The following is a 26,085-nucleotide window of genomic DNA, read 5'->3' as shown; positions in this document are numbered from 1 at the left end:
ATCAGGAACAAGAGCTTTAATCGACGCTTTCTTGATCCAACAACCGGACTTCAGGCGTCGGGGGCCAGAAACCTTGGCGCGCCAGTGGTATCGAGCGTGCCATCCTCCCGCTCGACGAACAGGCCCCGCGCCACGTTGTGCGGATGACGGGCCGCCTCGACAATGCTGAGCACCGGCGCGTAGCACACGTCCGTGCCGCCCAGCAGGTTGTCCCAGTGGGCGCGCGGCTGGCTCAGGAACAGCGCCGTGAAGCGGGCCTTGAGCGCGGGCCAGGCCGCGTGGTCATACTGTCCGGCGGGATCGACGTCTTCCAGCCCCAGCTTCGTCAGCAGCAGCGCATAGAACTGCGGCTCCAGCGCACCGATCGTGATGAAGCCGCCATCGGCACAGGCATAGACATCGTAGAACGGCGACTCGTGGAACGGGCTGGGCTGGTCTCCGTCCAGCTGGCCGTTGTTGCGTACCCAGAGTGCGATGCTGCCGAGCATGCCCACCATGTCGACGATGGCGCCGTCCACCACGCGGCCATGGCCAGTGGCGCGGGCGTCGAGCATCGCGCAGACCATGCCGAAGGCCAGACCCAGCGCGCCCCCGGCGTCGCCCAGCACCGTGGGCGGGGTGATCGGCGCCTGTCCCGGCCGCGCCGACAGCGACAGCAACCCGGTGAGCGCCACGTAGTTCAGGTCATGGCCAGCGGTCTGCGCCAGCGGCCCGGTCTGACCCCAGCCGGTCATCCGCCCATAGACCAGCGCGGGATTGCGGGCGGCGCACTCGGCCGGACCCAGGCCCAGCCGCTCCATCACCCCCGGACGGTTCCCTTCGATCAGGCCATCGGCCGTGGAGACCAGGCGCATGGCCTCGGCCAGTTCGGCCGGCTGCTTCAGGTCCAGCGGCACAATCGTCTTGCCGCGCCGGAGCGGGCTGGGCTTGCTGCCGCCGAGCTGATCAGCCACGGCCCCGCGCTGGCGCCTGGCGATGACCGTTACCTGGGCGCCCATGTCGGCCAGCATCCGGCCGGCCAGCGGCCCCGGACCAAGGCCCTCGAACTCGACAATACGGATGCCCTGCAGTGGTGGATGCATCTGATATCTCTCCGTGGTCTGGCCGGCCGTCCCGGCGTATGGCAACGCAACCCTTTTGATATGCCGCCTAAATCACATTCATGCAACCCGGGCGAACCCGGGCCCTGTCGCCGGCGCCCTGGCCAGCCCCCGAACCCGGGGCATCGTCGAACGGCATGGCGTACAATGGCGGCCTTGATTTCGCCGGTCTCGCGGCATCCGCACCGGCCCTGCCCGCCTGATTGCTTGTCCGATTGCTAGTCCGATTGCTCGCATCCCGCGCCTCGCCCCTCATTGAACGCCGTCCCAAGCCATGACTATCGCCCGTACTGAAGACATCATCGCCGACATTCGCGCCGGCCGCATGGTCATCCTCGTTGACGAGGAAGACCGCGAGAACGAGGGGGATCTGGTTCTGGCGGCCGACTTCGTGACGCCCGAAGCCATCAATTTCATGGCCAAGTATGGCCGCGGCCTGATCTGCCTGACGCTGACGGCGGAGCGCTGCCGCCAGCTGGAGCTGTATCCGATGGTGTCGCGCAACGGCACCGTCCATGGCACCAACTTCACGGTGTCGATCGAGGCCGCCGAGGGCGTGACCACCGGCATCTCGGCCGCCGACCGCTCGCGCACCGTGCAAGCCGCCGTGGCCCGCGACGCCAGGGCTGCCGACCTGGTGCAGCCCGGCCATATCTTCCCGCTGACGGCCCAGCCCGGCGGCGTGCTGATCCGCGCCGGCCACACCGAAGCCGGCTGCGACCTGGGCGCGCTGGCCGGCCTGACCCCCGCGGCGGTGATCTGCGAGATCATGAAGGACGACGGCACGATGGCGCGCCTGCCCGACCTGATCGAATTCGCACGCGAACACGACCTGAAGATCGGCACGATTGCCGACCTGATCCACTACCGCAGCCGTACCGAGAGCATCATCGAACGCACGGGCGAGCGCGACATGCAGACGCCGTGGGGCAAGTTCCGCAGCGTGATGTACCGCGACAAGCCGTCGGGCCGCGCCCATCTGGCGCTGGTCAAGGGCCAGCCGCATCCGGATACGGCAACGCTGGTGCGCGTGCATGAGCCGCTGTCGGTGCTGGACCTGCTGGAAACCGGTCGCACCACGCATTCGTGGAGCCTGCCGGCCGCGCTGGAAGTGCTGCATGGCGCCGAACAGGGTGTGATGGTGCTGCTGAACTGCGGCGATGCGCCCGAGCAGCTGTTCGAGCAGTTTGCCGCGCTGGATGCTCCGCATGACCGGCCGCGCCGCAAGCCCGACCTGCGCACCTACGGCGTGGGCGCCCAGATCCTGCGCGATATCGGTGTGGGCAAGATGCGCGTGCTGGGATCGCCGCGCAAGATGCCGAGCATGACCGGCTACGATCTGGAAATCGTCGGCTGCCAGCCCATGGATGGCGAGCCGAGCTGCGATTGAACGGGATTGAGCGGGATTGAACGAAGCACCCGCCTGCGGTACGGAATCACGCGGCACCGGCACTCCTGCCGATGCCTGACCGAATGAATGGAGAACTGACAATGGATCACGGCTTCTACGAGAGCAACCTCGACGGTGAAGGCCTGCGCATCGGTATTGTGCAAGCCCGTTTCAACGAGCCTGTGTGCGACGAACTGCGCGAAGCTTGCACGGCTGAACTGGAGAAGCTGGGCGTCGAGGGCGAAGACACGCTGCTGGTGACCGTGCCTGGTGCGCTCGAAGTGCCGCTGGCCCTGCAGAAGATGGCCGAAAGCGGCCAGTTTGACGCGCTGATCGCGCTGGGCGCCGTGGTGCGCGGCGAGACCTATCACTTCGAGCTGGTCTCGAACGAATCGGGTGCCGGCGTCACGCGCGTGGGCCTGGACTTCAACGTGCCGATCGCCAATGGCATCCTGACCGTCGACACCGACGCGCAGGCCCATGCCCGCACCCGCGAAAAGGGCCGTGACTGCGCCCGCACCGCAGTGGAAATGGCCAACCTGGTCGTGGCGCTGGATTCCCTGCGCGAGAACGACGGCCGAGACGAAGATGACGAGGAAGATGATGAGTAATACCCCCGACAACGGAGACGCGCAGGACGCCGCCGGCAAGCCGGCCGGCGCCAAGGCGCGCACCGAACCCAAGGCGCCGCCCAAGAGCGCGCGCCGCCGGTCCCGGGAACTGGCCCTGCAGGGCCTGTATCAGTGGCTGCTGAATCGCAACGATATTGGTGCAATTCAGGCCCACCTGCATGACGCGCAAGGCTTCAACAAGGCCGATCGCGAGCATTTCGATGCGCTGCTGGGCGGCGCCGTGCGCGAGGAAGCGCGCCTGACCGCCGCGTTCGAGCCGTTCCTGGACCGTACCGTCAACGAACTGTCGCCCGTGGAGCGCGCGGCGCTGCTGGTGGGCAGCTACGAGCTGGTGCATTGCCTGGACATCCCGTACAAGGTCGTCATCAACGAAGCCGTGGAACTGACCAAGACCTTCGGCGGCGTGGAAGGCTACAAGTACGTGAACGGCGTGCTCGACAAGCTGGCCGCCCAGGTGCGCGCGCCCGAGGTGGCCGCACGCCGCTGACGCGCATCCACTGACTGGATGTTGCAATCCGGCGTCCGGCATCCGATGATGCCAGTCACCGGCATGACACCCGCTCCGGCGGGTGTTTTTGTTTCCACCCCGTGTTTCGTCCCCATCGCCATGGACTACCAGCGTATCGCCACTGCTTCCCGACTTGCCAACATCGAGGCCTTCCACGTGATGGAACTGGCCAAGCAGGCCGCCGAGCTGGAACGTGCCGGCCGGCACATCATCCACATGGGTATTGGCGAGCCCGATTTCACCGCCGCGGCGCCGGTCATCCACGCGGCCGAGGCCGCGATGCGGCGCGGGGTGACCCAGTACACCGGCGCCCTGGGTATCCACGCGCTGCGCGAGGCCATAGCGGGCTACTACAAGACGGCCTATGGGCTGGACATCCCCGAACGGCGGGTGATCGTCACGGCCGGGGCATCGGGCGCGCTGCTGCTGGCCTGCGCGGTGCTGGTGGAAATCGGTGCCGAAGTGCTGATGCCGGACCCAAGCTACCCGTGCAACCGCCACTTCGTGGCGGCCTTCGACGGCCAGGCGAAGATGATTCCGAGCGGCCCGGCCGAGCGCTTCCAGCTGACGGCCGCCCAGGTGGCCGCCCACTGGGGCGAGAAGACGCGCGGCGTGCTGCTGGCCTCGCCGTCGAATCCGACCGGTACGTCGATCCTGCCGGACGAGCTCAAGGGGATCCTGGCCGAAGTGCGCAAGCGCAGCGGCTTTGCCATCCTCGACGAGATCTACCAGGGGCTGTCGTACGACGCCCCGCCGGTGTCGGCGCTGGCGCTCGACGACAACGTGATCACCGTCAACAGCTTCTCGAAGTACTTCAACATGACCGGCTGGCGACTGGGCTGGCTGGTGGTGCCCGATGCGCTGGTGCCGGCGTTCGAGAAGGTGGCGCAGAACCTGTTCATCTGCGCGTCGGCGGTGGCCCAGCACGCGGCCGTAGCCTGCTTCTCGCCGGAGGCGCTGGCGATCTACGATGAACGCAAGGCCGAATTCCATCGCCGCCGTGATGCGATCCTGCCCGCGCTGGAAGCATTGGGGCTGCGTGTGCCGGTAAAACCCGATGGCGCGTTCTACGTCTACGCCGACTGCCGCCACGTCAATCACCCGGCCGCCGGCAACGCCGACAAGCTGACCCAGGCGATCCTGCATGATGCCGGCGTGGTCATGGTGCCCGGCACGGATTTCGGCCCGCACACCGCAAACGACTACATCCGCATCTCGTATGCGACGTCGATGGCCAATATCGAAGAGGCCATGGAACGCATGCATCATTTCCTGCGCTGACGTTTTTGCTGGGACGGAAACACACCCCTTGGCGTGTTTCCTGTGCCGCCGCAGGCGCGCCATGCGGCAGCGCCCATTGTCAGACCAACGCCGATAGTGCCCCGCGCAGTCTGTTGCCATACTTGCCGATCCTTGGCTAAAACGCGCGTACCCACATGCAAATCATGTGCGTGCTGGTCGCCTTTGCCGGCTGGACGATAACAAGGACAGCCGCGCTCGGCCCTGGCAACCCATTCGGCATCTTCTTTGGCCTCTGGCTCTGCATCGCAGCAGGGCTGCTGCTGGCGCGCGACACCTTTGTGACGCCGACGGCAACCATCTGGGGCATGCTCGCCGTCCTTCTCCTTGTGTACCTGGCTTTTGCGATAGCAGCCGCAAGGCAGGCGCGGCTCGCTCCGCCGCGCATTGTTGCCAGCGACGTCCGGGAGCCGTTCCTGATCGCTGCGCAGTGGGCCGTCATCCTGGTAGTCCCGTTGTTCTACGTCCGTGCCACGCAGCTGGCTGGCGGCAGCATCGCATCGAGAGAGAGCTACATTGCCCTGCGCATTGCGCTGACCGACCGCGCGGCCGGATACGGACTACTCGGCTATCTGGTACCGCTTTCGTTCGTGGTGGCTTCCATCCGGATCACGCAGTTCGAGATTGTCCGAACCGGCCTAACGAATGCGGTGTTGAGCCTGGCCGCAGCCAGCGCGCTCGCCTTGCTTTGCACGGGGCGGACATTCTTCCTGATGCTGTTCTGTTTTGTCGGCTTTCCACTCATCGTGACCGGAAAAATCCGGTTCAGGGGCATGACGGTATTGGCAGCCATGTTGACGCTGTCTTTCGCCACGGTGGCGTTACTGACCCGAAAAGGCCTGGACATCCACGCGTCGTTTGGTGACAACCTTGGCAATGTCCTGAAGATGTTTCGGGTCTATCTGTTGTCGCCAACCATGGCCATGGCCACGATGGCCGATGCACCGAACACCGCGTCGTCCGCATGGGGTGCCTATTCACTCAGGTTCTTTCACCTGCTTTTTTCCAAGTTGTCGGGGTATAACCCCAGCCTGCCCCCACTGATTCGCCAGTATGTGGAGGTACCGGATCGCGTCAATGTCTTTACGGTGATGGACCCGTACTACAGAGACTTCGGCATGGTGGGCGTATTCGTATTCGCAGTCGTATCGGCCGCCATGCATTTCCAGCTATACCGCACCATGCAGCGTCGTGGCGGACCCTGGATCTTCATTTACTCGGCATCCCTGTTTCCGCTCGTGATGCAGTTCTTCCAGGACATGTACCTGACCCTGCTGTCCACCTGGATCCAGGTCTTCTTTTGGTATTTGCTGCTGGTAGCACCAAGACCGTCCGTCGCGCAGCCTGCTCACACGCCCGGCCGCGGCGCTTGCGAACTGGCCAACGCGCCTGTCTCGCGGACCTCCGGCACGGAGCCCACGTAAGGAAGACCGGATCCCCGCAACGTCGGGCCTGTCAGGGCAGGACGACGGCGCACGCGTCCGGCAGGCATCCCGCAAACGCAAAAAAAAACTCCACGCCAGTTCCTGGTGTGGAGTTTTTCCGAGTGCGATGTGTTGCGCGCCAATGCCTGCTGGCAGGCAAACGCAATGCTGAAGGTCAGGCCGCCTGCGCGGTATTGCCCGAGGCTTCCAGCTTTTCGCCGTTCTGGTGGTGCTCGGCCTGCGTCTTGGCGTCGCCGGCCTTGTCCGCGCCCGACAGGCCCAGCAGGGCACGCAGCCGTCCACGTTCGGCCAGCACCTTGGCGCCATAGCCGCCGTCGGTGTTGGTCGTGGCGGCACCCACGTAGTACTTCAGGCCGCCCTCGATCGAGCCGGCGCGGGCGATGCAGTCCTTCAGCACCAGCGCACCGATCTTGATGTTGGCGTACGGATTCAGCGCGGCGGTCACGCCGCCCACGGCCTCGTACTTGTCCTGGTGGACCTTGGTCATCACCTGCATCAGGCCCTGCGCCCCGACGCCGCTTTCGGCGTACGGATTGAAGCTGGACTCGATGGCGATCACGCCCAGGATCAGCAGCGGATCGATACCAACCTCGCGGCCCGTCATGTACGCGGCCTTGACCAGCTGGGCGGTAGCCTGGCTCGCCACGCGGTACTTGCGTGCGATGTACTCCGCCACGGCGGCCTGCTCGCGTGCCGATCCCAGCGCGCTCGTGTTACGCGCGTCCAGCGCCACGCGCTGCACCGGAATCTGGGCAGCCAAGTGCGCCACCGACGGAACCTTGCCCGCAGGGGTCTGGCTCCATTCGTCCACGCCCGATACGGTGGGTAGGCCCCTGCCCGTTGCCGGCGCGGTGGCCAGCAACCTTGCAGCGGCCGCGTCGGCCGACATCGCCGGTACCGAGACGCCAGCCACGGTGTGCACCGTGTTTGCAGCTTCGGCGTTGGCCACGGCGGCGTCCACCAGCACGGCAGGCGCTTCATTGCCCGCCAGTGCCCCGGCGAGCGACGTCCGCCATTGCTGGCTGACAGTGAGGGTGACCGCTGCGGCCACCGACAGCACCCCGAGACTGTTCAGGGTGTACTTCAAGGTTGTGCGGCCGCCGCGCAGCAACGCGCGACCTGCCACCGGATGGGCCAGTCGCACTTGCAGTGCACGGCTCACACCGGGTACCGGCTGTCTGAAGCGGACCTGCAATGCCCGCCCGATGCCGGGAAGATGAAGGGTTTTCCAACCGCTCATGCTTACCTCCATCCGTCGCCCGCTGCGCGCGCCTGACAACTGCACGTGCCCGATCTCAACGTATTCAAGTAAGGATGCTGCGCCACCTAGCAGGGGTGTCCAAGCATCTGTTGGCGGGCGCTCCCCATGCGCCCAACGAGAAACAGGGTACAGCTTGGGGAGCCGCACCCTGCCACTAAGACTCACTCATCGACTCTGGCATCCCGCCAGAGGACTGCGCACCGGGCTCCTCCCTGGGGCCGCTTGGTGGACAATCGATTCGGAAATGTCGGCGTTGCTTTTTTCGCCACACCCTCTTGACACCAGGGCGGAAGCTATGTTGCAACGCAACACTCCTTAGAGCAGACCGGATTGTAGGAACGCTTTTATAACCCGTCAAGCATAAGACAATCAAAAATTACTACTTTTAGAAATATGTAACAACGCCTTTTACGGCACTCCTGGGCTAACCACTGCCCTTCGAGGGCAAGCCACGCCTAGTCTGGCAATTGTCTGAACAAATGACTATCGTCATCAATTACTTACAATTTCACTGCGTTCGGTGGCACGATTTTTTTGCGCCTTTGAGGTGGCGTGTGTATCGTCACACACATCCCAGCAGCGTGCCATGGCATGGCGCGACGCCACATCCCTGAACCAAATTCACTATGCAATACAAAGATTTGCGCGATTTCATCGGCCAACTGGAACAGCGCGGTGACCTCAAGCGCGTGACCGCACCGGTATCGCCCAACCTGGAAATGACCGAGGTCTGCGACCGCCTGCTGCGTGCGGAAGGCCCGGCCGTCGTGTTCGAGCGGCCGCGCCGTGACGATGGTGATATCTATAAAATGCCGGTCCTGGCAAATCTGTTCGGGACGCCACAAAGAGTCGCGCTTGGCATGGGGGCGTCGACCCTGGAAGATTTGCGCGATATCGGCCGGGTGCTGTCGGCGCTCAAGGAGCCGGAGCCGCCACGTGGGCTGCGCGAGGCCGGCAAGCTGTTCACGCTGGCCAAATCGGTGTGGGACATGGCGCCCAAGCGCGTCAGCAGCCCCGCCTGCCAGGAGATCGTCTGGGAAGGGAACGACGTCGACCTGGCGCGCCTGCCGATCCAGACCTGCTGGCCCGGCGACGCCGCGCCCCTGATTACCTGGGGCCTGGTCGTAACCAAGGGCCCGCACAAGAAGCGCCAGAACCTGGGCATCTACCGCCAGCAGGTCATCAGCCGCAATCAGGTGATCATGCGCTGGCTGGCGCATCGCGGCGGCGCGCTCGATTTCCGCGAGCACGCGCTGGCCAATCCCGGCAAGCCCTTCCCGATCGCCGTGGCCCTGGGCGCCGACCCGGCCACCATCCTGGGCGCGGTCACGCCGGTGCCCGATACGTTGTCCGAATACCAGTTTGCCGGCCTGCTGCGCGGCAGCCGCACCGCGCTGGCCAGCTGCATCACGCCGACGCTGTCCGAACTGTCGGTGCCGGCGTCGGCCGAATTCGTGCTCGAAGGCCATATCCAGCCCGATCCCAGCCACCCGTCCGGCTACCAGCACGCGCTGGAGGGCCCGTATGGCGACCATACCGGCTATTACAACGAGCAGGACTGGTTCCCGGTCTTCACGATCGATCGCATCACCATGCGGCGCGACCCGATCTACCACTCCACCTACACGGGCAAGCCGCCCGATGAACCGGCCGTGCTGGGCGTGGCCCTGAACGAAGTCTTCGTGCCGCTGCTGCAGAAGCAGTTTCCGGAGATCACCGACTTCTATCTGCCGCCCGAAGGCTGCAGCTACCGCATGGCGGTCGTGCGCATGAAGAAGCAGTACGCCGGCCACGCCAAGCGGGTGATGTTCGGCGTCTGGAGCTTCCTGCGCCAGTTCATGTACACCAAGTTCATCATCGTGGTGGACGACGACATCGATGCGCGCGACTGGAAGGAAGTGATCTGGGCCATCACCACGCGCGTGGACCCGAGCCGCGACACGGTGATGGTGGACAACACGCCCATCGACTACCTCGACTTTGCGTCGCCCGTGTCGGGCCTGGGCTCCAAGATGGGCATCGACGCCACCGACAAGTGGCCCGGCGAAACCACGCGCGAATGGGGCACCCCGATCAAGATGGACCCGACCGTGAAGACGCGGGTCGACGAGATCTGGGACACCCTCTTCGAATCCGCGAAATAGCCGTTCAGCCAGCCGCCCATACGGCCGCGCACGGGGGCACGGGGTCCGCTATCATTTGCGGACCATCCATCACTCTTAGGGCCTGCGTCAGACAGGCCGCGGAGGAGACAAATGACCCTTGCAGGGAAGCTGATGTGGACGCCCACGCAGGCGTTCGCCGACGGCAGCCAGCTGGCTGCCTTCATGCACTGGCTGCGCCGCGAGCGCACGCTGGATTTCCGTGACTACGCCAGCCTGTGGCAGTGGTCGGTCACCGATATCGAAGCATTCTGGCAGGCCATCGTCGACTATTTCGACGTGCGCTTCGATACCCCCGCCAGTGCCGTTCTGGCGCAGCGCGCCATGCCCGGCGCGCGCTGGTTCGAGGGTGCCACGCTCAACTACGTCCAGCAGGTCTTCCGTCACGCCGACACGGGGCCGGCCCGCGCGCGCACCGCCATTCGCCATGCCGGCGAGGCGCAGCCGCTGGCCGACATCAGCTGGGGCGCGCTGGAGTCGCAGGTCGCCTCGCTGGCGCACGCGCTGCGCCAGATGGGCGTGACGCGCGGCGACCGCGTGGCGGGCTACCTGCCGAACATCCCGGCGACGGTCGTCGCCTTCCTGGCCGCCGCCAGCGTGGGCGCCATCTGGTCCGGCTGCGCGCCGGACATGGGTCAGGTGGCCGTGATCGACCGCTTCCGGCAGATCGAGCCGAAGGCGCTGATCGCGGTGGACGGCTACCGCTACGGCGGCAAGGCGTACGACCGCGCACCAGTCATCGCGGATCTGGTGGCCGCCCTGCCCTCGCTGACCGATATCGTGATCGTGCCGACGCTGGGCAGCGATGTCGACGGTGCCATCGACGGCGCGAACGCGAGCCTCCGGCGCCACACCTGGGTCGATGTGCTGGCGCACGACGTGCCGCTGCAAGTGGAGCCGGTGCCGTTCGACCATCCGCTGTGGATCGTCTACTCGTCCGGCACCACGGGCATGCCCAAGCCCATCGTGCATGGCCATGGCGGCGTCGTGATCGAGCAGCTCAAGCTCATGGCGTTCCACAACAACCTGGGCCCCGACGACGTGTTCCACTGGTACAGCAGCAGCGGCTGGATCATGTGGAACGCCCAAGTGGCCGGCCTGCTGCTGGGTACGACCATCGCCCTGTACGACGGCAATCCGGCCTGGCCCGATGCCGGCGTGCTTTGGCGTTTCGTCGACGATGCCCGCGTGACGATGTTCGGTGCCGGCGCCGCGTTCTTCACCAACTGCATGAAGGCGGGCGTGGAGCCGACGCAGATTGCCGATGTGTCGCGGCTGCGCGGCATCGGCTCGACCGGCTCGCCGCTGTCGGAAGACGCCTACGCCTGGATCTACGCCCATGTGCGTGAAGACGTCTGGCTGGCGCCGATGTCGGGCGGCACCGACTTCGCCGGATCGTTCGTGGCGGGATCTCCGGTGCTGCCTGTCTACGCCGGCGAGATGCAATGCCGGTGCCTGGGCGCCAAGGTGGAAGCGTTCGACGAGCACGGCCGCGCCCTGATCGACGAGGTGGGCGAACTGGTCTGCACCGAGCCGATGCCGTCGATGCCGCTGTTCCTGTGGGGCGATGCCGACGGCAGGCGCTACCGCGACAGCTACTTCGACGTGTACCCGAAGGCGTGGCGCCATGGCGACTGGATCCGCATCACGCCACGCGGCGGGGCCATCATCTACGGGCGCTCGGACGCCACCATTAATCGCCACGGCATTCGCATGGGCACCAGCGAGCTGTACCGCGTGGTGGAGGAACTGCCCGAGGTGCTCGACAGCATGGTGGTGGACCTCGAATACCTGGGCCGCGAATCGTACATGCCGCTGTTTGTGGTGCTGCGCGACGGCATGGCGTTGGACGAGGCCCTGCGCGACGCCATGCGCGCCCGCATCCGCGCGGCGTTGTCGTCGCGCCACGTGCCCAACGAGATCGTGCAGGTGCCCGGCGTGCCGCGCACGCTGTCGGGCAAGAAGATGGAAGTGCCGATCAAGAAGCTGCTGCTGGGTCACGCAGCGGACCGGATCGCCAATCCGGACGCGATGGCCAATCCGGACTGCCTGGCGTGGTACTTCGCCTATGCCGCCGACTACCTGGCGCGGCAGCCGCGCGTGGCCTGAGCGGCGAGGCTGCGAGGTGACCCGGCGTCAGCGTCAGAACTCCACGTCGAGTTCGCTAATTTCGTCGGGCTCCTCGCGCGCCGCGCCAATCCACTCCTGCAACTCCGGCATGGCCAGGATGGTCTTGCAGAACGCCACCAGCGGCGCCTCGAGCTGCACGCCGTAGGTGACGAAGCGGGTGACCACCGGCGCATACATCGCATCGGCCACGGTGCGATGCTCGCCGAACAGGTAGGGACCGCCGTAGCGCGTCAGGCATTCCATCCAGATCGTGGTGATGCGATCGATATCGGCCTGTGCACGGGACCAGACCTTGAGCCCGGGAAAATGGCCCTTGAGGTTCATCGGCAGCGCCGCGCGCATGGCGGCAAACCCCGAGTGCATCTCGCCGCAAATGGCGCGGCAATGGGCTCGCGCGGCCAGATCTTCGGGCAGCAGCCTGGCCTTCGGCTTGATCTCGTTGAGGTATTCGGCAATGGCGAGCGTGTCCCACACGATCACGCCCTGATGGCGCAGGCACGGCACCAGGATCGACGGCGACAGCAGCAGGATTTCGGCGCGCACGGCGGGGTCGTCGGGTGGCACCAGCACCTCCTCGAACTCCAGTCCGGCAAAGCGCGCCAGCAGCCAGCCGCGTAGCGACCACGATGAATAGGTCTTGCTGCTGATGGTCAGGGTTGTCTTGGCCATCTTGCCTCCTCCGCCCCCCGGGGCGTGACGTCCGCTTGCAGTATCGGCGGCCCGGACGCGTTCCGCCAGTACGCACCCTGGCGGTGCGGCCCGCCGCCATGGCCGGCACCAGTCCGAAGCGCCGGCCCCTTCGCGCACGATCGCCACGCGATGGCAACGCCACCCGATGCACCGCGTGTGTTCCGGCGCACGGAACCGACTCCCGATCCGCAACCTGCGTGCCAACATGAAGGACTGTGGCACATAAATTGCGGCGACAACGATCGCAAGCAGGGGGAGACGAGCCATGCTTTACCAGGCATACCAGACATATGCGGACTTGATGCAGCCGGCATGCGCGCTGGCCGACATCACGGCCACGCTGCTCGGCGCATGGCGCCGTGGCGATCAATCCGAGACGCTGCGCACCTTGCGCGGCGCCTGCGAAGTGTTGGCACTGGCCCGACTCACCCACTACCGCCCACCCTTCGGCATCGACAGCGTGCGCATTCGCGGCGAGGACGTGCCGGTGGTCGAAGAAGTCGTCGCGCGCACGCCGTTCTGCACCCTGCTGCGCTTTCGCCGCGAAGGCGTGCCGCAACAGCCACGCGTGCTACTGGTGGCGCCCATGTCCGGCCACTTCGCCACCCTGCTGCGCGGCACCGTGGAGACGATGCTCCGCGACCATGACGTCTACATTACCGACTGGCACAACCCGCGTGACGTTCCGCTGGCGTGCGGCCGCTTCGGCTTCGACGAATTCGTGCAGCACCTGATCGCATTCCTGCACGCGCTGGGCGGGAATACCCATCTGGTGGCCGTGTGTCAGCCCACCGTGGCCGCGCTGGCGGCTGCGGCGTTGATGGCCGAGGATGGCGACCCGATGCAGCCGCCCAGCCTGACCCTGATGGCCGGCCCGATCGACGCCCGCGTGAATCCGACCCGCGTCAACGAACTGGCGACCAGCCGTCCCATTGAATGGTTTGAAAGCACGCTGATCGGCTATGTGCCCTGGCGGTTTGCCGGCGCCATGCGGCGCGTGTATCCGGGCTTCGTGCAGTTGATTGCCTTCATGGGCATGAACCGCGAGCGGCACGACCAGGCGCTGCGCGACCTGTACGAACTGCGCAGCCATGGCGAGCACGCCAAGGCCGATGCCATCCAGGCGTTCTACACCGAGTACTTCGCCACGATGGACCTGACGGCCGAGTTCTACCTGGAAACGGTCAGCCTGGTCTTCCAGCGCTTTCTGCTGGCCCAGGGCCTGCTGGACGTAGGCGGACGGCGGGTGTCGACGCGGGCCATCCAGCGCACGGCGCTGCTTACCATCGAAGGCGAGCGCGACGATATCTGCGCCATCGGGCAGACCATGGCGGCACAGGACCTGTGCTCGAGCCTGCGGCCTTACCTGCGCATGCATCACATCCAGACCGGCGTCGGCCACTATGGCGTGTTCAACGGCAAGCACTGGGACGCCCAGGTGTACCCGCTGGTGCGCGAAACCATCTACACCAGCGACGAGATCCGGCGGTAGACAGCCGTGCGAGGCCGGGCGCACCCAGCCGGCTGGCACACTTGCGCTACGCTTGCGGTTTTCGACACGCCACGGAGGCCGACGATGACCACCACACAGCGCTTCCAGAGCCAGGACCTGCTCCGGGTCGGCCACGACGACCATTACCTGCTGCTGGCGCCCGCGCACGGCGGACGGCTCGTGCGCTGGGTGCATCGCGGGCAGGACATCCTGTACTGGCCCGACGATGCGGACTGGACCCGCGTTGCCAAGGTGCGTGGCGGCAATCCGCTGCTGTTTCCGTTTATCGGCCGGCATTTCGTCGACGGCGAGGCGGGCCGCTGGCGCGACGCGGCCGGCGTGGTCCACGCGCTGCCCCAGCATGGCTTCGCGCGCGACCTGCCGTTTGCCGTCTCCGCGCTATCGGCGGAAGCCGTCAGCCTGTCGCTGGCGTCATCGGACCTGACCCGGCCAGGCTATCCGTTCGGATTCGTGTTCACGGCCACGTATCGGCTGCTGGCCGATGGCATCGAGGCCACGCTGCACACCCGCAATACCGGCGACGCGGCGCTGCCCGCACTGCCGTATTACGCCGGCCATCATTTCTACTTCGCCCTGCCCCATCCGGCACGCGCGCAAAGCCGCATCGTCATGCCACCGGCGTCCCGCGTGCGCCAGCAGGCCGACGGCAGCCTGACGGTGCCCGAGCCCGGCGAGCCCGGCGAGCCCGCCTATCGCCTGGACGATCCTCGGCTGCAGGACACCTTCCATGTCCTGCAGGCCAAAGGAAACGGCGATATCGGGTCTGTCTGCGTGGAACTCCCGACACGTACCATCGAGATCGGACTCGATGCCACGAACTCGCCGCCCTGGTACGCCGTGACCACCTGGACCGAGCGCGATGACTCCGACTTCTACTGCGTGGAGCCGTGGCTCGGCCTGCCAAATGCCATCCACCATGGGCAAGGATTGCGATGGGTGCCGGGCGGGGCGAAAGAGACCGCGACGTGCCGGCTGACCATCCGATAGCAGCCGCTACCGTCTACCGCACCAGATGCTCGAAATCCAGACCGCCAATCAGCACGGCGGACTCACCCTGGGTCCGCGAGTTGAAATCGATCTGCCGGGGTTCCTGCCACGCATCGAGCTTGGCCGGCAAGGCATCGAGATAGGCGTCGAAGCGCTCGGCGCCGCCCGAAGCGAACAGCCGTTCCACTTCAAAGCTGTCCCACGACAGAGTGATGTCGAGCGGACAGGCATACCGGCCACCGCCAGGACGGGCCGTAGCCCGGATGCGCAGGCAGGCCGGCTGGTCGGAGGTGGCGGCCGGCAGGATATCCACGTGCAGCGTGCCACGGGTCAGGCGCTGCACGCGCTCGACAATGCGCGGCAGCAGGTCGGCGTTGAATCGTTGGGCAGGAACGGAATGCACGGGCGGGGGCGTCTCGTGTGGCGTTGGGGGCGATTGCTGGGGCTATTGTGCTCCGGGTTGAGGCGGCTTGGCATCGGGCAAGACCCGCCAAACAACCGTGCTACAATCCGCCCCCAGTAAGCCATGGCGGGCGTCGTATAATGGCCATTACCTTAGCTTCCCAAGCTAAAGACGTGGGTTCGATTCCCATCGCCCGCTCCACTTCTCATATCTGACAAGCCGCCTCTGGCACCCGGTCAATGGATGATCGGCGATCCGCCCGGCGGTTTTTTGTTGCCATGCTTCCCCAAGACACGAACACCGACACGCTGCCGGGCGACGATGCCGAAGGCGCCAGCGGACACCCTGCAGACGCCACCCCAGCCAACCCGGGCGACGACGTTGCGCATCCGCGCCGCATCCGCTCCTTTGTCAGGCGCGCCGGGCGTACCTCCACTGGCCAGCAGCGCGCCATTGACGACCTCGGTCCGAAGTTCATCGTGCCGTATCAAAGCGAGCCGCTGGACTGGGCGGCCACGTTTGGGCGCGAGGCACCGTCGATTCTTGAAATCGGCTTCGGCATGGGCGAAACGACGGCGCATATCGCCAAACTGCGTCCCCAGGACAATTTCCTGGGCTGCGAGGTCCATGAGCCCGGCGTCGGCGCACTGCTGAAGCTGATTGGCGAGAATGATCTGCAGAATGTGCGGATCATGAACCACGACGCCGTCGAGGTCATCGCGCACATGCTGACCGAGCAGTCGCTCGACGGCGTGCATATCTTCTTTCCCGACCCCTGGCACAAGAAGCGCCATAACAAGCGCCGTCTGGTACAGCCGCCGCTGGTAAAGGTGCTGGCCAGCCGGCTGAAGCCGGGTGGCTATTTCCATTGCGCGACGGATTGGGAAGAGTACGCGCACCAGATGGTGGAAGTGCTCAGCGGCGAGCCGACCCTGGAAAATACGTCCACCGCTACCGGCGGCTTTGCGGAACGCCCCGATTACCGCCCCGTGACCAAGTTCGAGAAACGCGGCGTGCGGCTTGGGCACGGCGTTTGGGACGTGATATTCCGCAAGCAATAAAAAAAGGGCCCGAGTGAACTGCACCCCAAAAGTTGGACATACATCCAACCTTTGGGGTGTTTTTCATGACGAAGTACGATGAGGCGTTCAAACGCCAAGTGGTCCAGGAGTATTTGTCCGGCTTTGGAGGGGTCATGTCGCTGAGTCGGAAGCACAGTATCAGCGACTCGATGCTGCATCGCTGGATCAAGGCGTGGCAACAGCATGGAGACGTTGGCCTGCGCAAGAAGCGTGAGGTTTATAGCGCCAAGTTCAAACTGACCGTGCTGCAGCACATGTGGCGCCACGAGTTGTCTTACTCGCAGACGAGTGCCATCTTTGATTTGCGCGAGCCGGGCGGGATCAGCCGTTGGGAGCGCCAGTATCATGAGGGCGGTTTTGACGCCCTCAAGCCGCGCCGCAAAGGCCGGCCACCCAAATTGACCCAGCCCAAACAGCCGCCCCAATCTACCCACGAGCCCACTCAGGACGAGCGCTCACGCGAAGACTTGCTCAAGGAAATCGAATACCTGCGCGCGGAGGTGGCGTACCTAAAAAAGTTGGATACCCTGCTCCGGGCAAAGGAGCAAGCGGTGCCAAAGAAAAGGCGCGAGTCGTGAGCGCGCTGCGCGAGCATCATTCGCTGTCGATGTTGCTCAAGGCCGCGAACCTCGCGCGCAGTACGTACTACTACCAGATGGCGGCAAGCCAGGCAGAGGATCGCTACGGCGAGCTCAACGAGCGCATTCAGCAGATCTATGTCCAGCACAAGGGCCGATATGGCTATCGCCGGATCACGGCGACGCTACGTCAGGCAGGGACGTTGGTGAATCACAAGACCATACAACGACTGGTGTCGGAGCTGCAGTTGAAATCGCTCGTACGGCTGAAGAAATACCGCTCTTACCGCGGACAAGTTGGGCGGGTGGCGCCCAATCTGCTACAGCGCGAGTTTGAGGCGAGCAAGCCGAACGAGAAGTGGGTAACGGACGTGACGGAGTTCAACGTCGGCGGCAAGAAGCTATACCTGTCGCCCGTCCTGGACCTATACAACGGAGAGATCATCTGCTGGCAAACCAGCGAGCGGCCTGATTACACGCTGATCAGAGAGATGCTGGAAAAGGCGTTGCGAAAGCTGCGCCCGGGCGAGACGCCGATGCTGCATTCGGATCAAGGCTGGGCGTATCAAATGGCCGCGTATCGTCGCAAACTGGCCGGGCGGGGCCTGCGTCAGAGCATGTCCCGCAAGGGCAATTGCCTGGACAATGCGGCGATGGAGAGCTTCTTCGGCACGCTCAAGTCAGAGTGCTTCCGGCTAGAGCGCTTTGCGGACATCGACCAACTGCGACGCAGCATTGCCGAATACATCCGGTATTACAATCACGACCGCATCAAGCTAAAGCTAAATGGGCTGAGCCCTGTGCAATACCGGACTCAGCCCTTGGCCGCATAACTTACCCGTCCAACTTTACGGGGTCAGTTCAGAGGGCCCCTTTTTTTTCGCTGTCGCGGATGATTGCGGCGCGATTCAGGCGTGCCAGGACACGAAACCTGTCCACGCGGTCAGCAGTACGATAATCCCGAAGGCAATCCGATACCACGCAAATGGCTTGAAATCGTGCGTGGCCACGAAACGCAGCAGCCACCGTACGCACAGGAACGCCGACAGGAACGCAAACACGAAGCCGATGCCGAAAATACCGAGGTCGTCGGCCGACAGCAGCGCCCGCGCCTTGTAGAGTTCGTACACCGTGGCGCCGAAGATCACGGGAATCGCCAGGAAGAACGAAAACTCGGTGGCCACCTGGCGCGACAGGCCAAACAGCATGCCGCCGATAATCGTGGCGCCCGAACGCGACGTGCCCGGCACCAGCGCGAAACACTGGGCAAGACCCACCTTCAAGGCATCGCGCCAGGTCAGGTCGTCGATCGATTCGATGCGCGGCGCGCCCGCCTTGGCCGCTTCCAGCAACGCGTTGCCTTGCGGATGCGGTACGGTGCCGCGGCGCCCCTCGCGCCATTCGGCCCAGAGAATCACCACGCCGCCGACGATAAAGGCCAGCGCAACGGTAATCGGATTGAACAGATGGGCCTTGATCCATTTGCCGAACACCAGCGCCAGCACGATGGCCGGCACCGTGGCAACGATCACGTTGATCGCAAAACGCTGCTGTTTCGGATCCGAAACCAGCCCGCCCAGCGCGGCACCAATGCGACGGCGGAATTCCCAGCAGACCGCCAGGATCGCCCCGAACTGGATCACGATCTCGAAGATCTTGCCCTTTTCGTCATTGAAGTCCAGCAACTGCCCGGCCAGAATCAGGTGGCCGGTGCTGGAGATGGGAAGAAACTCGGTCAGTCCTTCGACGATACCGAGAATCACGGCCTTGAGGGCGAGTGCAATATCCATATGGATTCAAAAAGTAGGCGCGAATGGCGGCACGTCCGCCAGCAATGCCCGAAGGCATCGCATTATTGTTGCTCTGGATTTACGGCCGATTAATCTTGACGTTGATACCGTCAGGCAGGACCGTGATTGTACCGGGCTCCACGCTGGTACCGGCCAGCCGCAACTGCTCCGGCTTGAACGTATAGAGCGGATAGTCCTGCAGCAACTGCTCCGACAGGATACCGCCCAAGGCGTTCAGCTGGCGCGAGAACTGGCCTGGCAAACCCTGCACGTCGAACTGCTTGACCTCCGGGTCCTGCAGCACCAGGGAATGGCTGGGCGGGTCGTAGCGCAGCGCGCTGTCGAGTGCAAAGCGCCCGGTGAGCGGCTGGCGGAAAAACAGGCGGTTATCGATCGTGGCATCGAAGCTGACGAGCACGCGATTGCGCGTGGAGTCGAGCGCCAGTTGCGGGTTGGCAAGCTGGATATCGAACACTTCCATATAGCGCTTGCTGAACGGGAATTTCTTCGCCAGCGCGTCCTGCAACTGGCTTTGCGAGAATGTGTACTCGCTGCGGAATACGCTGCAGCCCGCCAGCCAGCCCGTGGCTGCCAACGTGGTGGCACCTGCGGCCGCCAGCCAGCGCCGGCGCGTTATCGCAATCATGCATGCCTCTCCATCAAATGGGTCTGGTCAGGCCAACCCTGTGGCCGGCGCCGTCGCCTGTTCAAGCCGCGCCAGCCAGACCATTGCTGATTCGCGGGAATCCCCGCACATTTCGGCCGACGGACGAAGTCCGCCGCAAAACACCGGCCGCTGCGGCTGCCCGAACACCGCGCAACGCATGTCCGCCATCAGTTGCGCGCACGGTTGGCCAGCCGGTTTGCCGCCAGGCATGCCCGGCAAGGGCGACGTGATCGACGGCGCGATGCAACAGGCGCCGCAGCCGGCACGGCAGGAGAGTTCAGACTGGCAGGACATGGTGAAGGTTCAGCGGCAGATGCCGACAATACTGGGGCGCCGCCGTGTTGCGACGCCAAGCCGGCATTGTGCCCGACCCGGTCCGCGAGACCTGCAACAAAGCGCAACTTACATATCATGAGTCACTTTCGCCGTTCGTCGCACGACGCTTGACCCCGCAATTCCGGTCCTCTACATTACTGACCGACAAGTTATTAACACCGCGACGCATTCTGCATGCGATCGCTTTGCGCCTGTCCCGTGAGCCCTGCCCTGCCCAAGAAAGATCCCGACACCCGCCGCTGGAGCCGGCGCAAGGCCGCGCGCCCGCAAGAACTGGTGGCGGCCGCGCTGACGCTTTTCGTGGAGCGCGGCTATGCGGCCACCCGCCTGGAAGACGTAGCCGCGGCGGCCGGCGTATCGAAAGGCACGGTCTACCTGTATTTCGCGAACAAGGAAGAGCTGTTCAAGACCGTGGTCCGCGAAAACATGGTGCCCGCGCTGGCCAAGGGCACGGATCTGGTGGAGACGTACGAAGGCTCCACGCCGGAACTGTTGCGCGAACTCCTGCTGGGCTGGTGGGGCCTGATCGGCGCCACGCCGGTGGCGGGCCTGACCAAGCTGATCATTGCCGAGTCGGGCAATTTTCCCGATATCGCCCAGTTCTATCAGGACGAAGTCATGGGGCCCGGCGACGAACTGTTTGCCCGCGTGCTAGCACGAGGCGTGGCGCGTGGCGAGTTTCGCCAGGTGCCCGCCAACCCCTCGACCACGCTGCTGTGCGCCCCGCTGGTGTTTCTGATGCTCTGGCGCAGCGCCTTCAGCCAGGTGAACGTGCCCGTCATCGACCCCGACGCCTTCGTGGACCAATTGCTGCACATGCTGCTGTTCGGCTTGACCACGGGCGCCGCCCGCGACACCCCGCTGCCCGCGCCGCAAGGCCCGTTCGTCTGGGAAAGGATCCGCGACGAACTCATGGCGGAGCGCGCCGCGGCGCAATCCGGGCAGCCCGGCCAGGACGACACGCAGGCCCGCCCGACATGACGACACCTCCCGCCGCACTCCGAGCTGCCCACCTAGCCGCGTGCCACGGCGCAACGCTAACCGTTTGTAAACATGCCAGCCCGGTTGACGGAGGTAAAATAGCGGGCTTTTGCGTAACATCCCGACACGCGGCGACTTAGTCACCCGGCGGGACACGGCAAATCCGGCATCAATCGAAACGACAGCGCTGACGGCGGGGCTCCCCCAGCCGGCGGCGCAACCCCGCAAGCATCTGGAAGGAAAGGCAAGATGGATCTCGAAAAAGCCCGATTCAACATGATCGAACAGCAAATCCGCCCATGGGACGTGCTGGACCAGGAAATCCTGGACCTGCTGGCCGTGGTCAAGCGTGAGCAGTTCGTGCCGCAGGCCTACGCCGCGCTGGCCTTCGTCGACATGGAGATTCCGCTGCCGGGCGGCGAGAACATGATGCCGCCGCGCGTGGAGGCCCGCCTTCTGCAGGACCTGAATGTGCGCAAGCACGAGAACGTGCTGGAAATCGGCGCCGGCTCGGGCTACATGGCCGCGCTGCTGGCTGCCCGCGGCCGCCACGTGGTGACCGTCGACATCCGCCCGGAACTGGTGGCACTCGCCCGCCAGAACCTGGCCAATGCCGGCGTGACCAATGTGGAAGTGGCCGAAGGCAATGCCGCCGACGGCTGGGCCGTGGCCGCCCCGTACGACGTGATCTGCATCTCCGGCTCGCTGCCGGAACTGCCGCAGTCGATCCTGTCGCAGGTGAAGGTCGGCGGCCGTATCGCCGCCATCATCGGCGAGGCACCCGTGATGGAAGCCCGCATCATCACGCGCGTGTCCGAGACCGAGTATCAGGTGGTGAACCTGTTCGAGACGCTGGTCAAGCCGCTGCAAGGCGCCGCGCAGCCGTCCCGCTTCAAGTTCTGAACCGGAGCCGGCCATGCAATTGATCACCGCCCCCGAACTGGCGCAATGGCTGGCTGACGCCGGCCGTGCCAAGCCGGTGTTGCTGGATGTGCGCGAGGACATGGAAGTGCGCACCGCCGCGATGCAGGGCATCACCCACATTCCGATGGGCCAGATTCCCGCCCGTCTGAACGATCTCGACGAAGACGCCGAAATCGTCTGCATCTGCCACCACGGCGCACGCAGCATGCAGGTCGCTGCCTTTCTGCAGAACAAGGGCTACACGAAGGTCTGGAACCTGACCGGCGGCATCCATGCCTGGTCGACCCAGGTCGATCCGTCCGTTCCGCAGTATTGATCCGGAAACGGTCCCGGCAGACGCCGGGACCGTACCACCGCGCAGCACCCCAGCCGCACCCGCAGCATTCGCAGTATCCGCAACACCCGCATCATCCGTAGTACCCCGTCCTGGCAGTACCACCCGTTGCAACCTGTCGATCGTTGGCCGCGCGTGCCGCTGGCCGAGCTGGAGATGTCATGAGTTTTGCGCTTTCCGCCGTGTCCGTTGCGGCCAGGAAACCCCTGGTGCTCGCGGCTGCCCTGCTCACGTGGCTGCATATGCCGTCCGCGCTTGCCGCCGACCTGCTGCAGGTGTATCGCGACGCGCAAGCCAACGACGCCCAGTTCGCCAGCGCCCGCTCGCAATTGCTGGCAACGCGCGAGAAGCTGCCGCAGGGTCGTGCGGGCCTGCTGCCCCAGGTAGCGGGCACGGCCGGCGCGCAGCGGACCATGGCCGACTACAGCTCGCCGGTGGATGTCACGCGCTACTTCAACGCCAACACCTGGGCGCTGCAGCTCACCCAGCCGCTGTTCCGCTGGGATCGCTGGGAAACCTACAAGCAGGGCGAACTGGCGTCGCTAGCGGGCGAAGTCACGTTCCAGCAGGCACAGCTGGACCTGATCACGCGCGCGTCGCAGGCCTACTTCGACGTACTGGCCGCGCAGGACAACCTCTACCTGGCCGGCGCACAGAAGAAAGCCATCGGCGAACAGCTGGAACAGGCCAAGCGCAATTTCGAGGTGGGCACGGCCACGATTACCGACGCCAATGACGCGCAGGCTCGCTATGACCTGGCCACGTCGACGGAAATCGCGGCACAGAGCGCGCTGGAGGTGACCCGGGCCACCCTGCAACAGATCACGGGCAAACCCGTGGACGAACTCATGGGGTTGCGGGCCGAGGCCCAGATTCCCGGTCCGCTGCCGCCCGACGTGAATGCGTGGGCATCGCAGGCCGAGCAGACCAATCCGCAGGTGGGTCTGGCCGGCTACAACCTGGAGACCGCCCAGCGCGAGACCAACAAGGCCAAGGCGGGCCACCTGCCTTCTGTGGACCTGGTGGCGTCTTACGGCTACACCAACGCCCAAGGCACGGCCACGCAGCTCAGCAACGTCGGCAGCCGCTACAACTCGGGCGTGGTGGGCGTGCAGCTGAATATTCCGATCTTCACCGGTGGCCAGATCCAGTCACGCGTGCGCGAGACCCTGGCACTGGCCGACAAGGCCGCCAGCGACCTCGAATTCGCCCGCCGCACCGCCGCGCAACAGGCCCGGCAGACGTACTCCGGCGTTTTCAACGGATTGGCCCAGGTCAAGGCGCTGGAAGCGGCGGAACGCTCGGCGCAGAGCGCGGTGGAATCGAACCAGCTGGGCTACGAGGTGGGGGTGCGGATCAATATCGACGTGCTCAACGCCGAGGCGCAGCTGTTTTCCACGCGCCGCGACCTGTCCAAGGCCCGCTACGACACCATCATGAACGGCATGCGACTGAAGGCATCGACTGGCACGCTGTCCGAAGACGATGTGGTGCAGATCAATACGCTGCTGACGCAGTTGCCGGGAGCGATGTACAAGTTGCCACCGAAGGCGCGGGTGGGAGCCGTGTCCGGGGCGCCGCAGGGCCGCAGCAACGGCGGACGCCGCGAGAACCTGACGTCCGGCGCGGCCCCGCGGAGCTAGTCGCCCCGCAACGGCTTCAGGCGGGCTGGTCGCTGATGCGCGCCGCCCCTGCGGCTCGGTTCTGGACCGGCGTCGCCGCCTGGCGATGTTCCACGGCGAAGGCTTCGCGCCCCGCCAGTCCCAGCAGCATGCCGATCACGCCGGCGTAGAACACGACATTGGCCTGGTGGGCCGTCGTGACCTGGGTCAGCCCGGAGATCAGCGACGCCATCACCACCGCAAGGCCGGCGGCCCCAAGGCTCACGCCGCGATCATTGCCCTGCGCGCGGCAGATGCGCAATGCCCGCCAGAACAGAACCCCCGGCACCAGAAACAGGCCAAACATGGTCAGCAGGCCGGGGATACCCATCGTCGCCGAGGCCTCGACGGCATCGTTATGCCCGTGCTCCAGCACGCACACCAGCGATTGCGTTTCCTGGCAGAACGTGGATGCACGAAGAATCCTCGCAAATTGCCCCACGCCCGCACCGCTCCACGGGTGCTGCACAAAATAGTGCAGGCCGATCTCCCAGATCTTCAGGCGCGCGCCAACGTCGGTGTCGACCTTGCCTTGCTGGAACTGCTCAACCTGCAGGACAGCCTGGTCAAGCCGATGCGAAACGGTGCTCCCGGGGATCTGGTAGGCCGCGGTGGCCAGAATCGCCACCGCCACAACGGCGCCCGCGAACATGCGCGGGGTAAAGCGCCTGCGATAACGGACCAGCAGCATCGGGATGACCGTCACGAGCGTAGCCACCACGGCCCCACGCGTCCCGTTCATCATCAGGATGGCCGACGCACAGACGATGTTGAACCAGGCTTCCGCATGCACGCGTCGCGTCTCGCCCGGACGCGCGAAACCGATCAGCGCCAACGCCGCCACCATGTTGGCAAAGGCAATGGCCTGCGTCCACGCGGACGGCCGGTCCAGATGCAACGCCAGTTTTTGATAGCTGACGATCAGCAGCGCGCCAACCAGCGCGATCGTAATGCCGCGCCAAAGCTTGCCCGGATCCGGCGCCACGTGGACGATCAACCAGCAGGTCAGGATGGCCAGTAGCGCCCGAGATGGATTATCAATCACATTCCAGGGCGTCTGATGCAGAAACTTCGATGTGATGCAGACCGTCATGAAGGCAAGCACCGCCACGCTTAGCGGAACCAGCACTTTTGCATGCCGGCGCCAGTCGCGGCCCAGCCCGCGCCAGCCGGCCAGCAGCAGCACGCCGACGCCAGCCAGGAACACGCCTGCCCCGCGCGGGACGCACAGGATCAGGATCGGAAACGCAAAGACGAGGGCATCGGCCATCGTCGATAGCCGGGAGGGGCGGATAGTCATAGGACGTGAAAAAGTCACACGCGCCCCGGCGAATGGATCACCGGATATGCGCCAAATCAACCCGGCATTCTAATCGATCGTCCTTTCATTTCCCTCTTTGGCGCTCGACCACTTCGAGCAATTGCCAGCGGATGGACGAGGCATCGGCCGGCGGGTTCGGCACCTGGTATTCCCTCACCCGCAGCTTGTAGGTAATGCCCGGCTCGAAATCGAGGCCTTCGATCGGCCCATACCAGAGCTGCCACGGCGCATCGGACGACTCACGCCAACGGTAGCACTGGAGCTTGCCGGCGCCGGTGCACGCCACGCGCTGCGAATCTATATAGACGATCTTCTCCCGGCCGGGAACACCGCCCGTGGCGGGATCCACCTTGTCGCCGCGTCGGCCTACGCCTTCCCGTTCGGCAAATTGCAACAGATCGCCATCGGCTGTCTTCCAGATGACTTGGCGCCCCGTGGCGCCGGCGGAGGGTTGCGTGCCGACGGTCGTGAACGGCGACTGCATCGCCTTGAGCAGCGCCGATTCGGTTTCCATCCGAGGGCCCGGGCACGCCATGCGCGTGCCGGCAACCTCCTCGAACCGGATGCCGGTGTCGGTCTTGCCGTAGCCCCCGGTGAAGCGGTTGCAGCCGCTGGTGCCGTTGACGGTGCCGCGCGACGAGTCGATGCCGTCGCTGAAATTGAAGACGATCGGCTCGCCGTTATCGCCATGCGGAATGTCGCGCACTGTGCCGTCCGGCATCTGCCAGCGCACCAGTTCCCAGCGGCTGGGGCCGCTGGAGCGGGTTTCGTTGAGGCTGGCGCTGGCCGATGGATTGTCGGGCGGCTGGCCCGTGGCACAGGCCGACAGAATGGCGGCGGCGCCAAGCAAGAGAGTCACGACAAGGGGACGCAGAACGCTTTGCATGGGTC

The 26,085-nt window shown here is 65.1% G+C and carries 24 protein-coding genes and 1 tRNA gene; 16 read left to right on the top strand and 9 right to left on the bottom strand.

Going from position 1 to position 26,085, the window contains the following annotated elements; all coding sequences use genetic code 11:
- Positions 1 to 50: 50 nt before the first annotated feature.
- Complete coding sequence (locus tag CYJ10_RS07890; protein ID WP_101680935.1) at positions 51 to 1,082, bottom strand: CaiB/BaiF CoA transferase family protein; 1,032 nt, start codon at positions 1,080 to 1,082, stop codon at positions 51 to 53.
- Positions 1,083 to 1,374: 292 nt separating this feature from the next.
- Between CYJ10_RS07890 and ribBA the strand changes: the two genes are divergently transcribed.
- The 5 genes from ribBA to CYJ10_RS07865 all read left to right on the top strand — a co-directional run bounded on the left by ribBA (position 1,375) and on the right by CYJ10_RS07865 (position 6,353).
- A complete protein-coding gene (gene ribBA, locus CYJ10_RS07885; protein WP_101680934.1) occupies positions 1,375 to 2,490 on the top strand; it encodes a bifunctional 3,4-dihydroxy-2-butanone-4-phosphate synthase/GTP cyclohydrolase II in 1,116 nt (371 codons plus the stop codon).
- 101 nt (positions 2,491 to 2,591) lie between these two features.
- A complete protein-coding gene (gene ribH / locus CYJ10_RS07880) occupies positions 2,592 to 3,101 on the top strand; it encodes a 6,7-dimethyl-8-ribityllumazine synthase (RefSeq protein ID WP_101680933.1) in 510 nt (169 codons plus the stop codon).
- Positions 3,094 to 3,609, top strand: a complete 516-nt coding sequence (nusB, locus tag CYJ10_RS07875; RefSeq protein ID WP_101680932.1) for a transcription antitermination factor NusB — start codon at positions 3,094 to 3,096, stop codon at positions 3,607 to 3,609. The genes ribH and nusB overlap by 8 nt, the downstream gene beginning before the upstream one ends.
- A gap of 120 nt (positions 3,610 to 3,729) precedes the next feature.
- Entirely contained in the window at positions 3,730 to 4,911 is a 1,182-nt protein-coding gene (locus CYJ10_RS07870) for a pyridoxal phosphate-dependent aminotransferase (protein ID WP_101680931.1), read from the top strand.
- 155 nt (positions 4,912 to 5,066) lie between these two features.
- Positions 5,067 to 6,353, top strand: coding sequence for an O-antigen polymerase (locus CYJ10_RS07865; protein WP_101680930.1), 1,287 nt, complete (start codon positions 5,067 to 5,069; stop codon positions 6,351 to 6,353).
- 175 nt (positions 6,354 to 6,528) lie between these two features.
- Here CYJ10_RS07865 and CYJ10_RS07860 read toward each other — a convergent pair whose 3' ends face one another.
- Positions 6,529 to 7,614 (bottom strand): lytic transglycosylase domain-containing protein, encoded by a 1,086-nt coding sequence (locus tag CYJ10_RS07860; RefSeq protein ID WP_101680929.1) that lies wholly within the window; start codon positions 7,612 to 7,614, stop codon positions 6,529 to 6,531.
- A gap of 647 nt (positions 7,615 to 8,261) precedes the next feature.
- On the opposite strand from CYJ10_RS07860, the gene ubiD reads away from it, so the two are divergent.
- Together ubiD and CYJ10_RS07850 are read left to right on the top strand one after the other, a co-directional pair.
- Positions 8,262 to 9,779, top strand: a complete 1,518-nt coding sequence (ubiD, locus tag CYJ10_RS07855) for a 4-hydroxy-3-polyprenylbenzoate decarboxylase (protein ID WP_101680928.1) — start codon at positions 8,262 to 8,264, stop codon at positions 9,777 to 9,779.
- Positions 9,780 to 9,890: 111 nt separating this feature from the next.
- A complete protein-coding gene (locus CYJ10_RS07850; RefSeq protein ID WP_101680927.1) occupies positions 9,891 to 11,906 on the top strand; it encodes an acetoacetate--CoA ligase in 2,016 nt (671 codons plus the stop codon).
- A 33-nt stretch (positions 11,907 to 11,939) separates the two neighbouring features.
- Here CYJ10_RS07850 and CYJ10_RS07845 read toward each other — a convergent pair whose 3' ends face one another.
- Complete coding sequence (locus tag CYJ10_RS07845) at positions 11,940 to 12,596, bottom strand: glutathione S-transferase family protein (protein ID WP_101680926.1); 657 nt, start codon at positions 12,594 to 12,596, stop codon at positions 11,940 to 11,942.
- Positions 12,597 to 12,882: 286 nt separating this feature from the next.
- Between CYJ10_RS07845 and CYJ10_RS07840 the strand changes: the two genes are divergently transcribed.
- Positions 12,883 to 14,109, top strand: coding sequence for a polyhydroxyalkanoate depolymerase (locus tag CYJ10_RS07840; protein ID WP_101680925.1), 1,227 nt, complete (start codon positions 12,883 to 12,885; stop codon positions 14,107 to 14,109).
- 84 nt (positions 14,110 to 14,193) lie between these two features.
- Positions 14,194 to 15,117: an aldose epimerase family protein gene (locus CYJ10_RS07835; RefSeq protein ID WP_101680924.1), complete on the top strand. Its 924-nt coding sequence runs from the start codon at positions 14,194 to 14,196 to the stop codon at positions 15,115 to 15,117.
- A 13-nt stretch (positions 15,118 to 15,130) separates the two neighbouring features.
- On the opposite strand, the gene CYJ10_RS07830 is transcribed toward CYJ10_RS07835, so the two are convergent.
- On the bottom strand, positions 15,131 to 15,520 hold the full coding sequence (locus CYJ10_RS07830; RefSeq protein ID WP_101680923.1) for a DUF5594 family protein: 390 nt from the start codon (positions 15,518 to 15,520) through the stop codon (positions 15,131 to 15,133).
- 126 nt (positions 15,521 to 15,646) lie between these two features.
- Here CYJ10_RS07830 and CYJ10_RS07825 point away from each other — a divergent pair.
- The 3 genes from CYJ10_RS07825 (at position 15,647) to CYJ10_RS07815 (ending at position 18,013) form a co-directional block, all read left to right on the top strand.
- Positions 15,647 to 15,721 (top strand) — tRNA-Gly (locus tag CYJ10_RS07825).
- A 77-nt stretch (positions 15,722 to 15,798) separates the two neighbouring features.
- Positions 15,799 to 16,581 (top strand): tRNA (guanosine(46)-N7)-methyltransferase TrmB, encoded by a 783-nt coding sequence (gene trmB, locus CYJ10_RS07820; RefSeq protein ID WP_101680922.1) that lies wholly within the window; start codon positions 15,799 to 15,801, stop codon positions 16,579 to 16,581.
- Positions 16,582 to 16,646: 65 nt separating this feature from the next.
- Positions 16,647 to 18,013, top strand: a protein-coding gene (locus CYJ10_RS07815) for an IS3 family transposase (protein WP_101680921.1) whose coding sequence is annotated in 2 segments (ribosomal slippage) — positions 16,647 to 17,124 and positions 17,124 to 18,013 — 1,368 coding nt in all. Because the reading frame shifts where the segments join, the coding sequence is not laid out codon by codon here.
- 75 nt (positions 18,014 to 18,088) lie between these two features.
- Here CYJ10_RS07815 and CYJ10_RS07810 read toward each other — a convergent pair.
- From CYJ10_RS07810 to CYJ10_RS34580, 3 genes are all read right to left on the bottom strand, one after another.
- Positions 18,089 to 18,970, bottom strand: a complete 882-nt coding sequence (locus CYJ10_RS07810; protein WP_101680920.1) for an undecaprenyl-diphosphate phosphatase — start codon at positions 18,968 to 18,970, stop codon at positions 18,089 to 18,091.
- A 79-nt stretch (positions 18,971 to 19,049) separates the two neighbouring features.
- Positions 19,050 to 19,616, bottom strand: coding sequence for a DUF1439 domain-containing protein (locus CYJ10_RS07805; protein ID WP_101680919.1), 567 nt, complete (start codon positions 19,614 to 19,616; stop codon positions 19,050 to 19,052).
- 27 nt (positions 19,617 to 19,643) lie between these two features.
- Entirely contained in the window at positions 19,644 to 19,931 is a 288-nt protein-coding gene (locus CYJ10_RS34580) for a zinc/iron-chelating domain-containing protein (protein WP_101680918.1), read from the bottom strand.
- Positions 19,932 to 20,147: 216 nt separating this feature from the next.
- Here CYJ10_RS34580 and CYJ10_RS07795 point away from each other — a divergent pair, with 216 nt between their 5' ends.
- The 4 genes from CYJ10_RS07795 (at position 20,148) to CYJ10_RS07780 (ending at position 23,855) form a co-directional block, all read left to right on the top strand.
- A complete protein-coding gene (locus CYJ10_RS07795; protein ID WP_101680917.1) occupies positions 20,148 to 20,954 on the top strand; it encodes a TetR/AcrR family transcriptional regulator in 807 nt (268 codons plus the stop codon).
- 249 nt (positions 20,955 to 21,203) lie between these two features.
- Positions 21,204 to 21,857 (top strand): protein-L-isoaspartate O-methyltransferase family protein, encoded by a 654-nt coding sequence (locus CYJ10_RS07790; protein WP_101680916.1) that lies wholly within the window; start codon positions 21,204 to 21,206, stop codon positions 21,855 to 21,857.
- Between the two features lie 13 nt (positions 21,858 to 21,870).
- Positions 21,871 to 22,194: a rhodanese-like domain-containing protein gene (locus CYJ10_RS07785; RefSeq protein ID WP_101680915.1), complete on the top strand. Its 324-nt coding sequence runs from the start codon at positions 21,871 to 21,873 to the stop codon at positions 22,192 to 22,194.
- 179 nt (positions 22,195 to 22,373) lie between these two features.
- Positions 22,374 to 23,855, top strand: a complete 1,482-nt coding sequence (locus tag CYJ10_RS07780; RefSeq protein ID WP_101680914.1) for a TolC family outer membrane protein — start codon at positions 22,374 to 22,376, stop codon at positions 23,853 to 23,855.
- A 16-nt stretch (positions 23,856 to 23,871) separates the two neighbouring features.
- Here CYJ10_RS07780 and CYJ10_RS07775 read toward each other — a convergent pair whose 3' ends face one another.
- Positions 23,872 to 25,143, bottom strand: coding sequence for an O-antigen ligase family protein (locus CYJ10_RS07775; RefSeq protein WP_257993161.1), 1,272 nt, complete (start codon positions 25,141 to 25,143; stop codon positions 23,872 to 23,874).
- Positions 25,144 to 25,258: 115 nt separating this feature from the next.
- The gene (locus CYJ10_RS07770; protein WP_101680912.1) at positions 25,259 to 26,080 is read right to left on the bottom strand and encodes an META and DUF4377 domain-containing protein; all 822 of its coding nucleotides are present in this window, start codon (positions 26,078 to 26,080) and stop codon (positions 25,259 to 25,261) included.
- Positions 26,081 to 26,085: the final 5 nt, after the last annotated feature.

Origin of the sequence: Cupriavidus pauculus, assembly GCF_002858765.1 — a bacterium.
Classification (GTDB): domain Bacteria; phylum Pseudomonadota; class Gammaproteobacteria; order Burkholderiales; family Burkholderiaceae; genus Cupriavidus; species Cupriavidus pauculus_B.
Note: the sequence above shows the minus strand (reverse complement) of the source record. Positions and strands in the feature narration are given on the sequence as shown.

Excerpts from the sequence above, each read along its gene's own strand:
- CYJ10_RS07890 (WP_101680935.1), bottom strand. The coding sequence starts at position 1,082 with ATGCATCCACCACTGCAGGGCATCCGTATTGTCGAGTTCGAGGGCCTT.
- ribBA (WP_101680934.1), top strand. The coding sequence starts at position 1,375 with ATGACTATCGCCCGTACTGAAGACATCATCGCCGACATTCGCGCCGGC.
- ribH (WP_101680933.1), top strand. The coding sequence starts at position 2,592 with ATGGATCACGGCTTCTACGAGAGCAACCTCGACGGTGAAGGCCTGCGC.
- nusB (WP_101680932.1), top strand. The coding sequence starts at position 3,094 with ATGAGTAATACCCCCGACAACGGAGACGCGCAGGACGCCGCCGGCAAG.
- CYJ10_RS07870 (WP_101680931.1), top strand. The coding sequence starts at position 3,730 with ATGGACTACCAGCGTATCGCCACTGCTTCCCGACTTGCCAACATCGAG.
- CYJ10_RS07865 (WP_101680930.1), top strand. The coding sequence starts at position 5,067 with ATGCAAATCATGTGCGTGCTGGTCGCCTTTGCCGGCTGGACGATAACA.
- CYJ10_RS07860 (WP_101680929.1), bottom strand. The coding sequence starts at position 7,614 with ATGAGCGGTTGGAAAACCCTTCATCTTCCCGGCATCGGGCGGGCATTG.
- ubiD (WP_101680928.1), top strand. The coding sequence starts at position 8,262 with ATGCAATACAAAGATTTGCGCGATTTCATCGGCCAACTGGAACAGCGC.
- CYJ10_RS07850 (WP_101680927.1), top strand. The coding sequence starts at position 9,891 with ATGACCCTTGCAGGGAAGCTGATGTGGACGCCCACGCAGGCGTTCGCC.
- CYJ10_RS07845 (WP_101680926.1), bottom strand. The coding sequence starts at position 12,596 with ATGGCCAAGACAACCCTGACCATCAGCAGCAAGACCTATTCATCGTGG.
- CYJ10_RS07840 (WP_101680925.1), top strand. The coding sequence starts at position 12,883 with ATGCTTTACCAGGCATACCAGACATATGCGGACTTGATGCAGCCGGCA.
- CYJ10_RS07835 (WP_101680924.1), top strand. The coding sequence starts at position 14,194 with ATGACCACCACACAGCGCTTCCAGAGCCAGGACCTGCTCCGGGTCGGC.
- trmB (WP_101680922.1), top strand. The coding sequence starts at position 15,799 with ATGCTTCCCCAAGACACGAACACCGACACGCTGCCGGGCGACGATGCC.
- CYJ10_RS07810 (WP_101680920.1), bottom strand. The coding sequence starts at position 18,970 with ATGGATATTGCACTCGCCCTCAAGGCCGTGATTCTCGGTATCGTCGAA.
- CYJ10_RS07805 (WP_101680919.1), bottom strand. The coding sequence starts at position 19,616 with ATGATTGCGATAACGCGCCGGCGCTGGCTGGCGGCCGCAGGTGCCACC.
- CYJ10_RS34580 (WP_101680918.1), bottom strand. The coding sequence starts at position 19,931 with ATGTCCTGCCAGTCTGAACTCTCCTGCCGTGCCGGCTGCGGCGCCTGT.
- CYJ10_RS07795 (WP_101680917.1), top strand. The coding sequence starts at position 20,148 with ATGCGATCGCTTTGCGCCTGTCCCGTGAGCCCTGCCCTGCCCAAGAAA.
- CYJ10_RS07790 (WP_101680916.1), top strand. The coding sequence starts at position 21,204 with ATGGATCTCGAAAAAGCCCGATTCAACATGATCGAACAGCAAATCCGC.
- CYJ10_RS07785 (WP_101680915.1), top strand. The coding sequence starts at position 21,871 with ATGCAATTGATCACCGCCCCCGAACTGGCGCAATGGCTGGCTGACGCC.
- CYJ10_RS07780 (WP_101680914.1), top strand. The coding sequence starts at position 22,374 with ATGAGTTTTGCGCTTTCCGCCGTGTCCGTTGCGGCCAGGAAACCCCTG.
- CYJ10_RS07775 (WP_257993161.1), bottom strand. The coding sequence starts at position 25,143 with ATGGCCGATGCCCTCGTCTTTGCGTTTCCGATCCTGATCCTGTGCGTC.
- CYJ10_RS07770 (WP_101680912.1), bottom strand. The coding sequence starts at position 26,080 with ATGCAAAGCGTTCTGCGTCCCCTTGTCGTGACTCTCTTGCTTGGCGCC.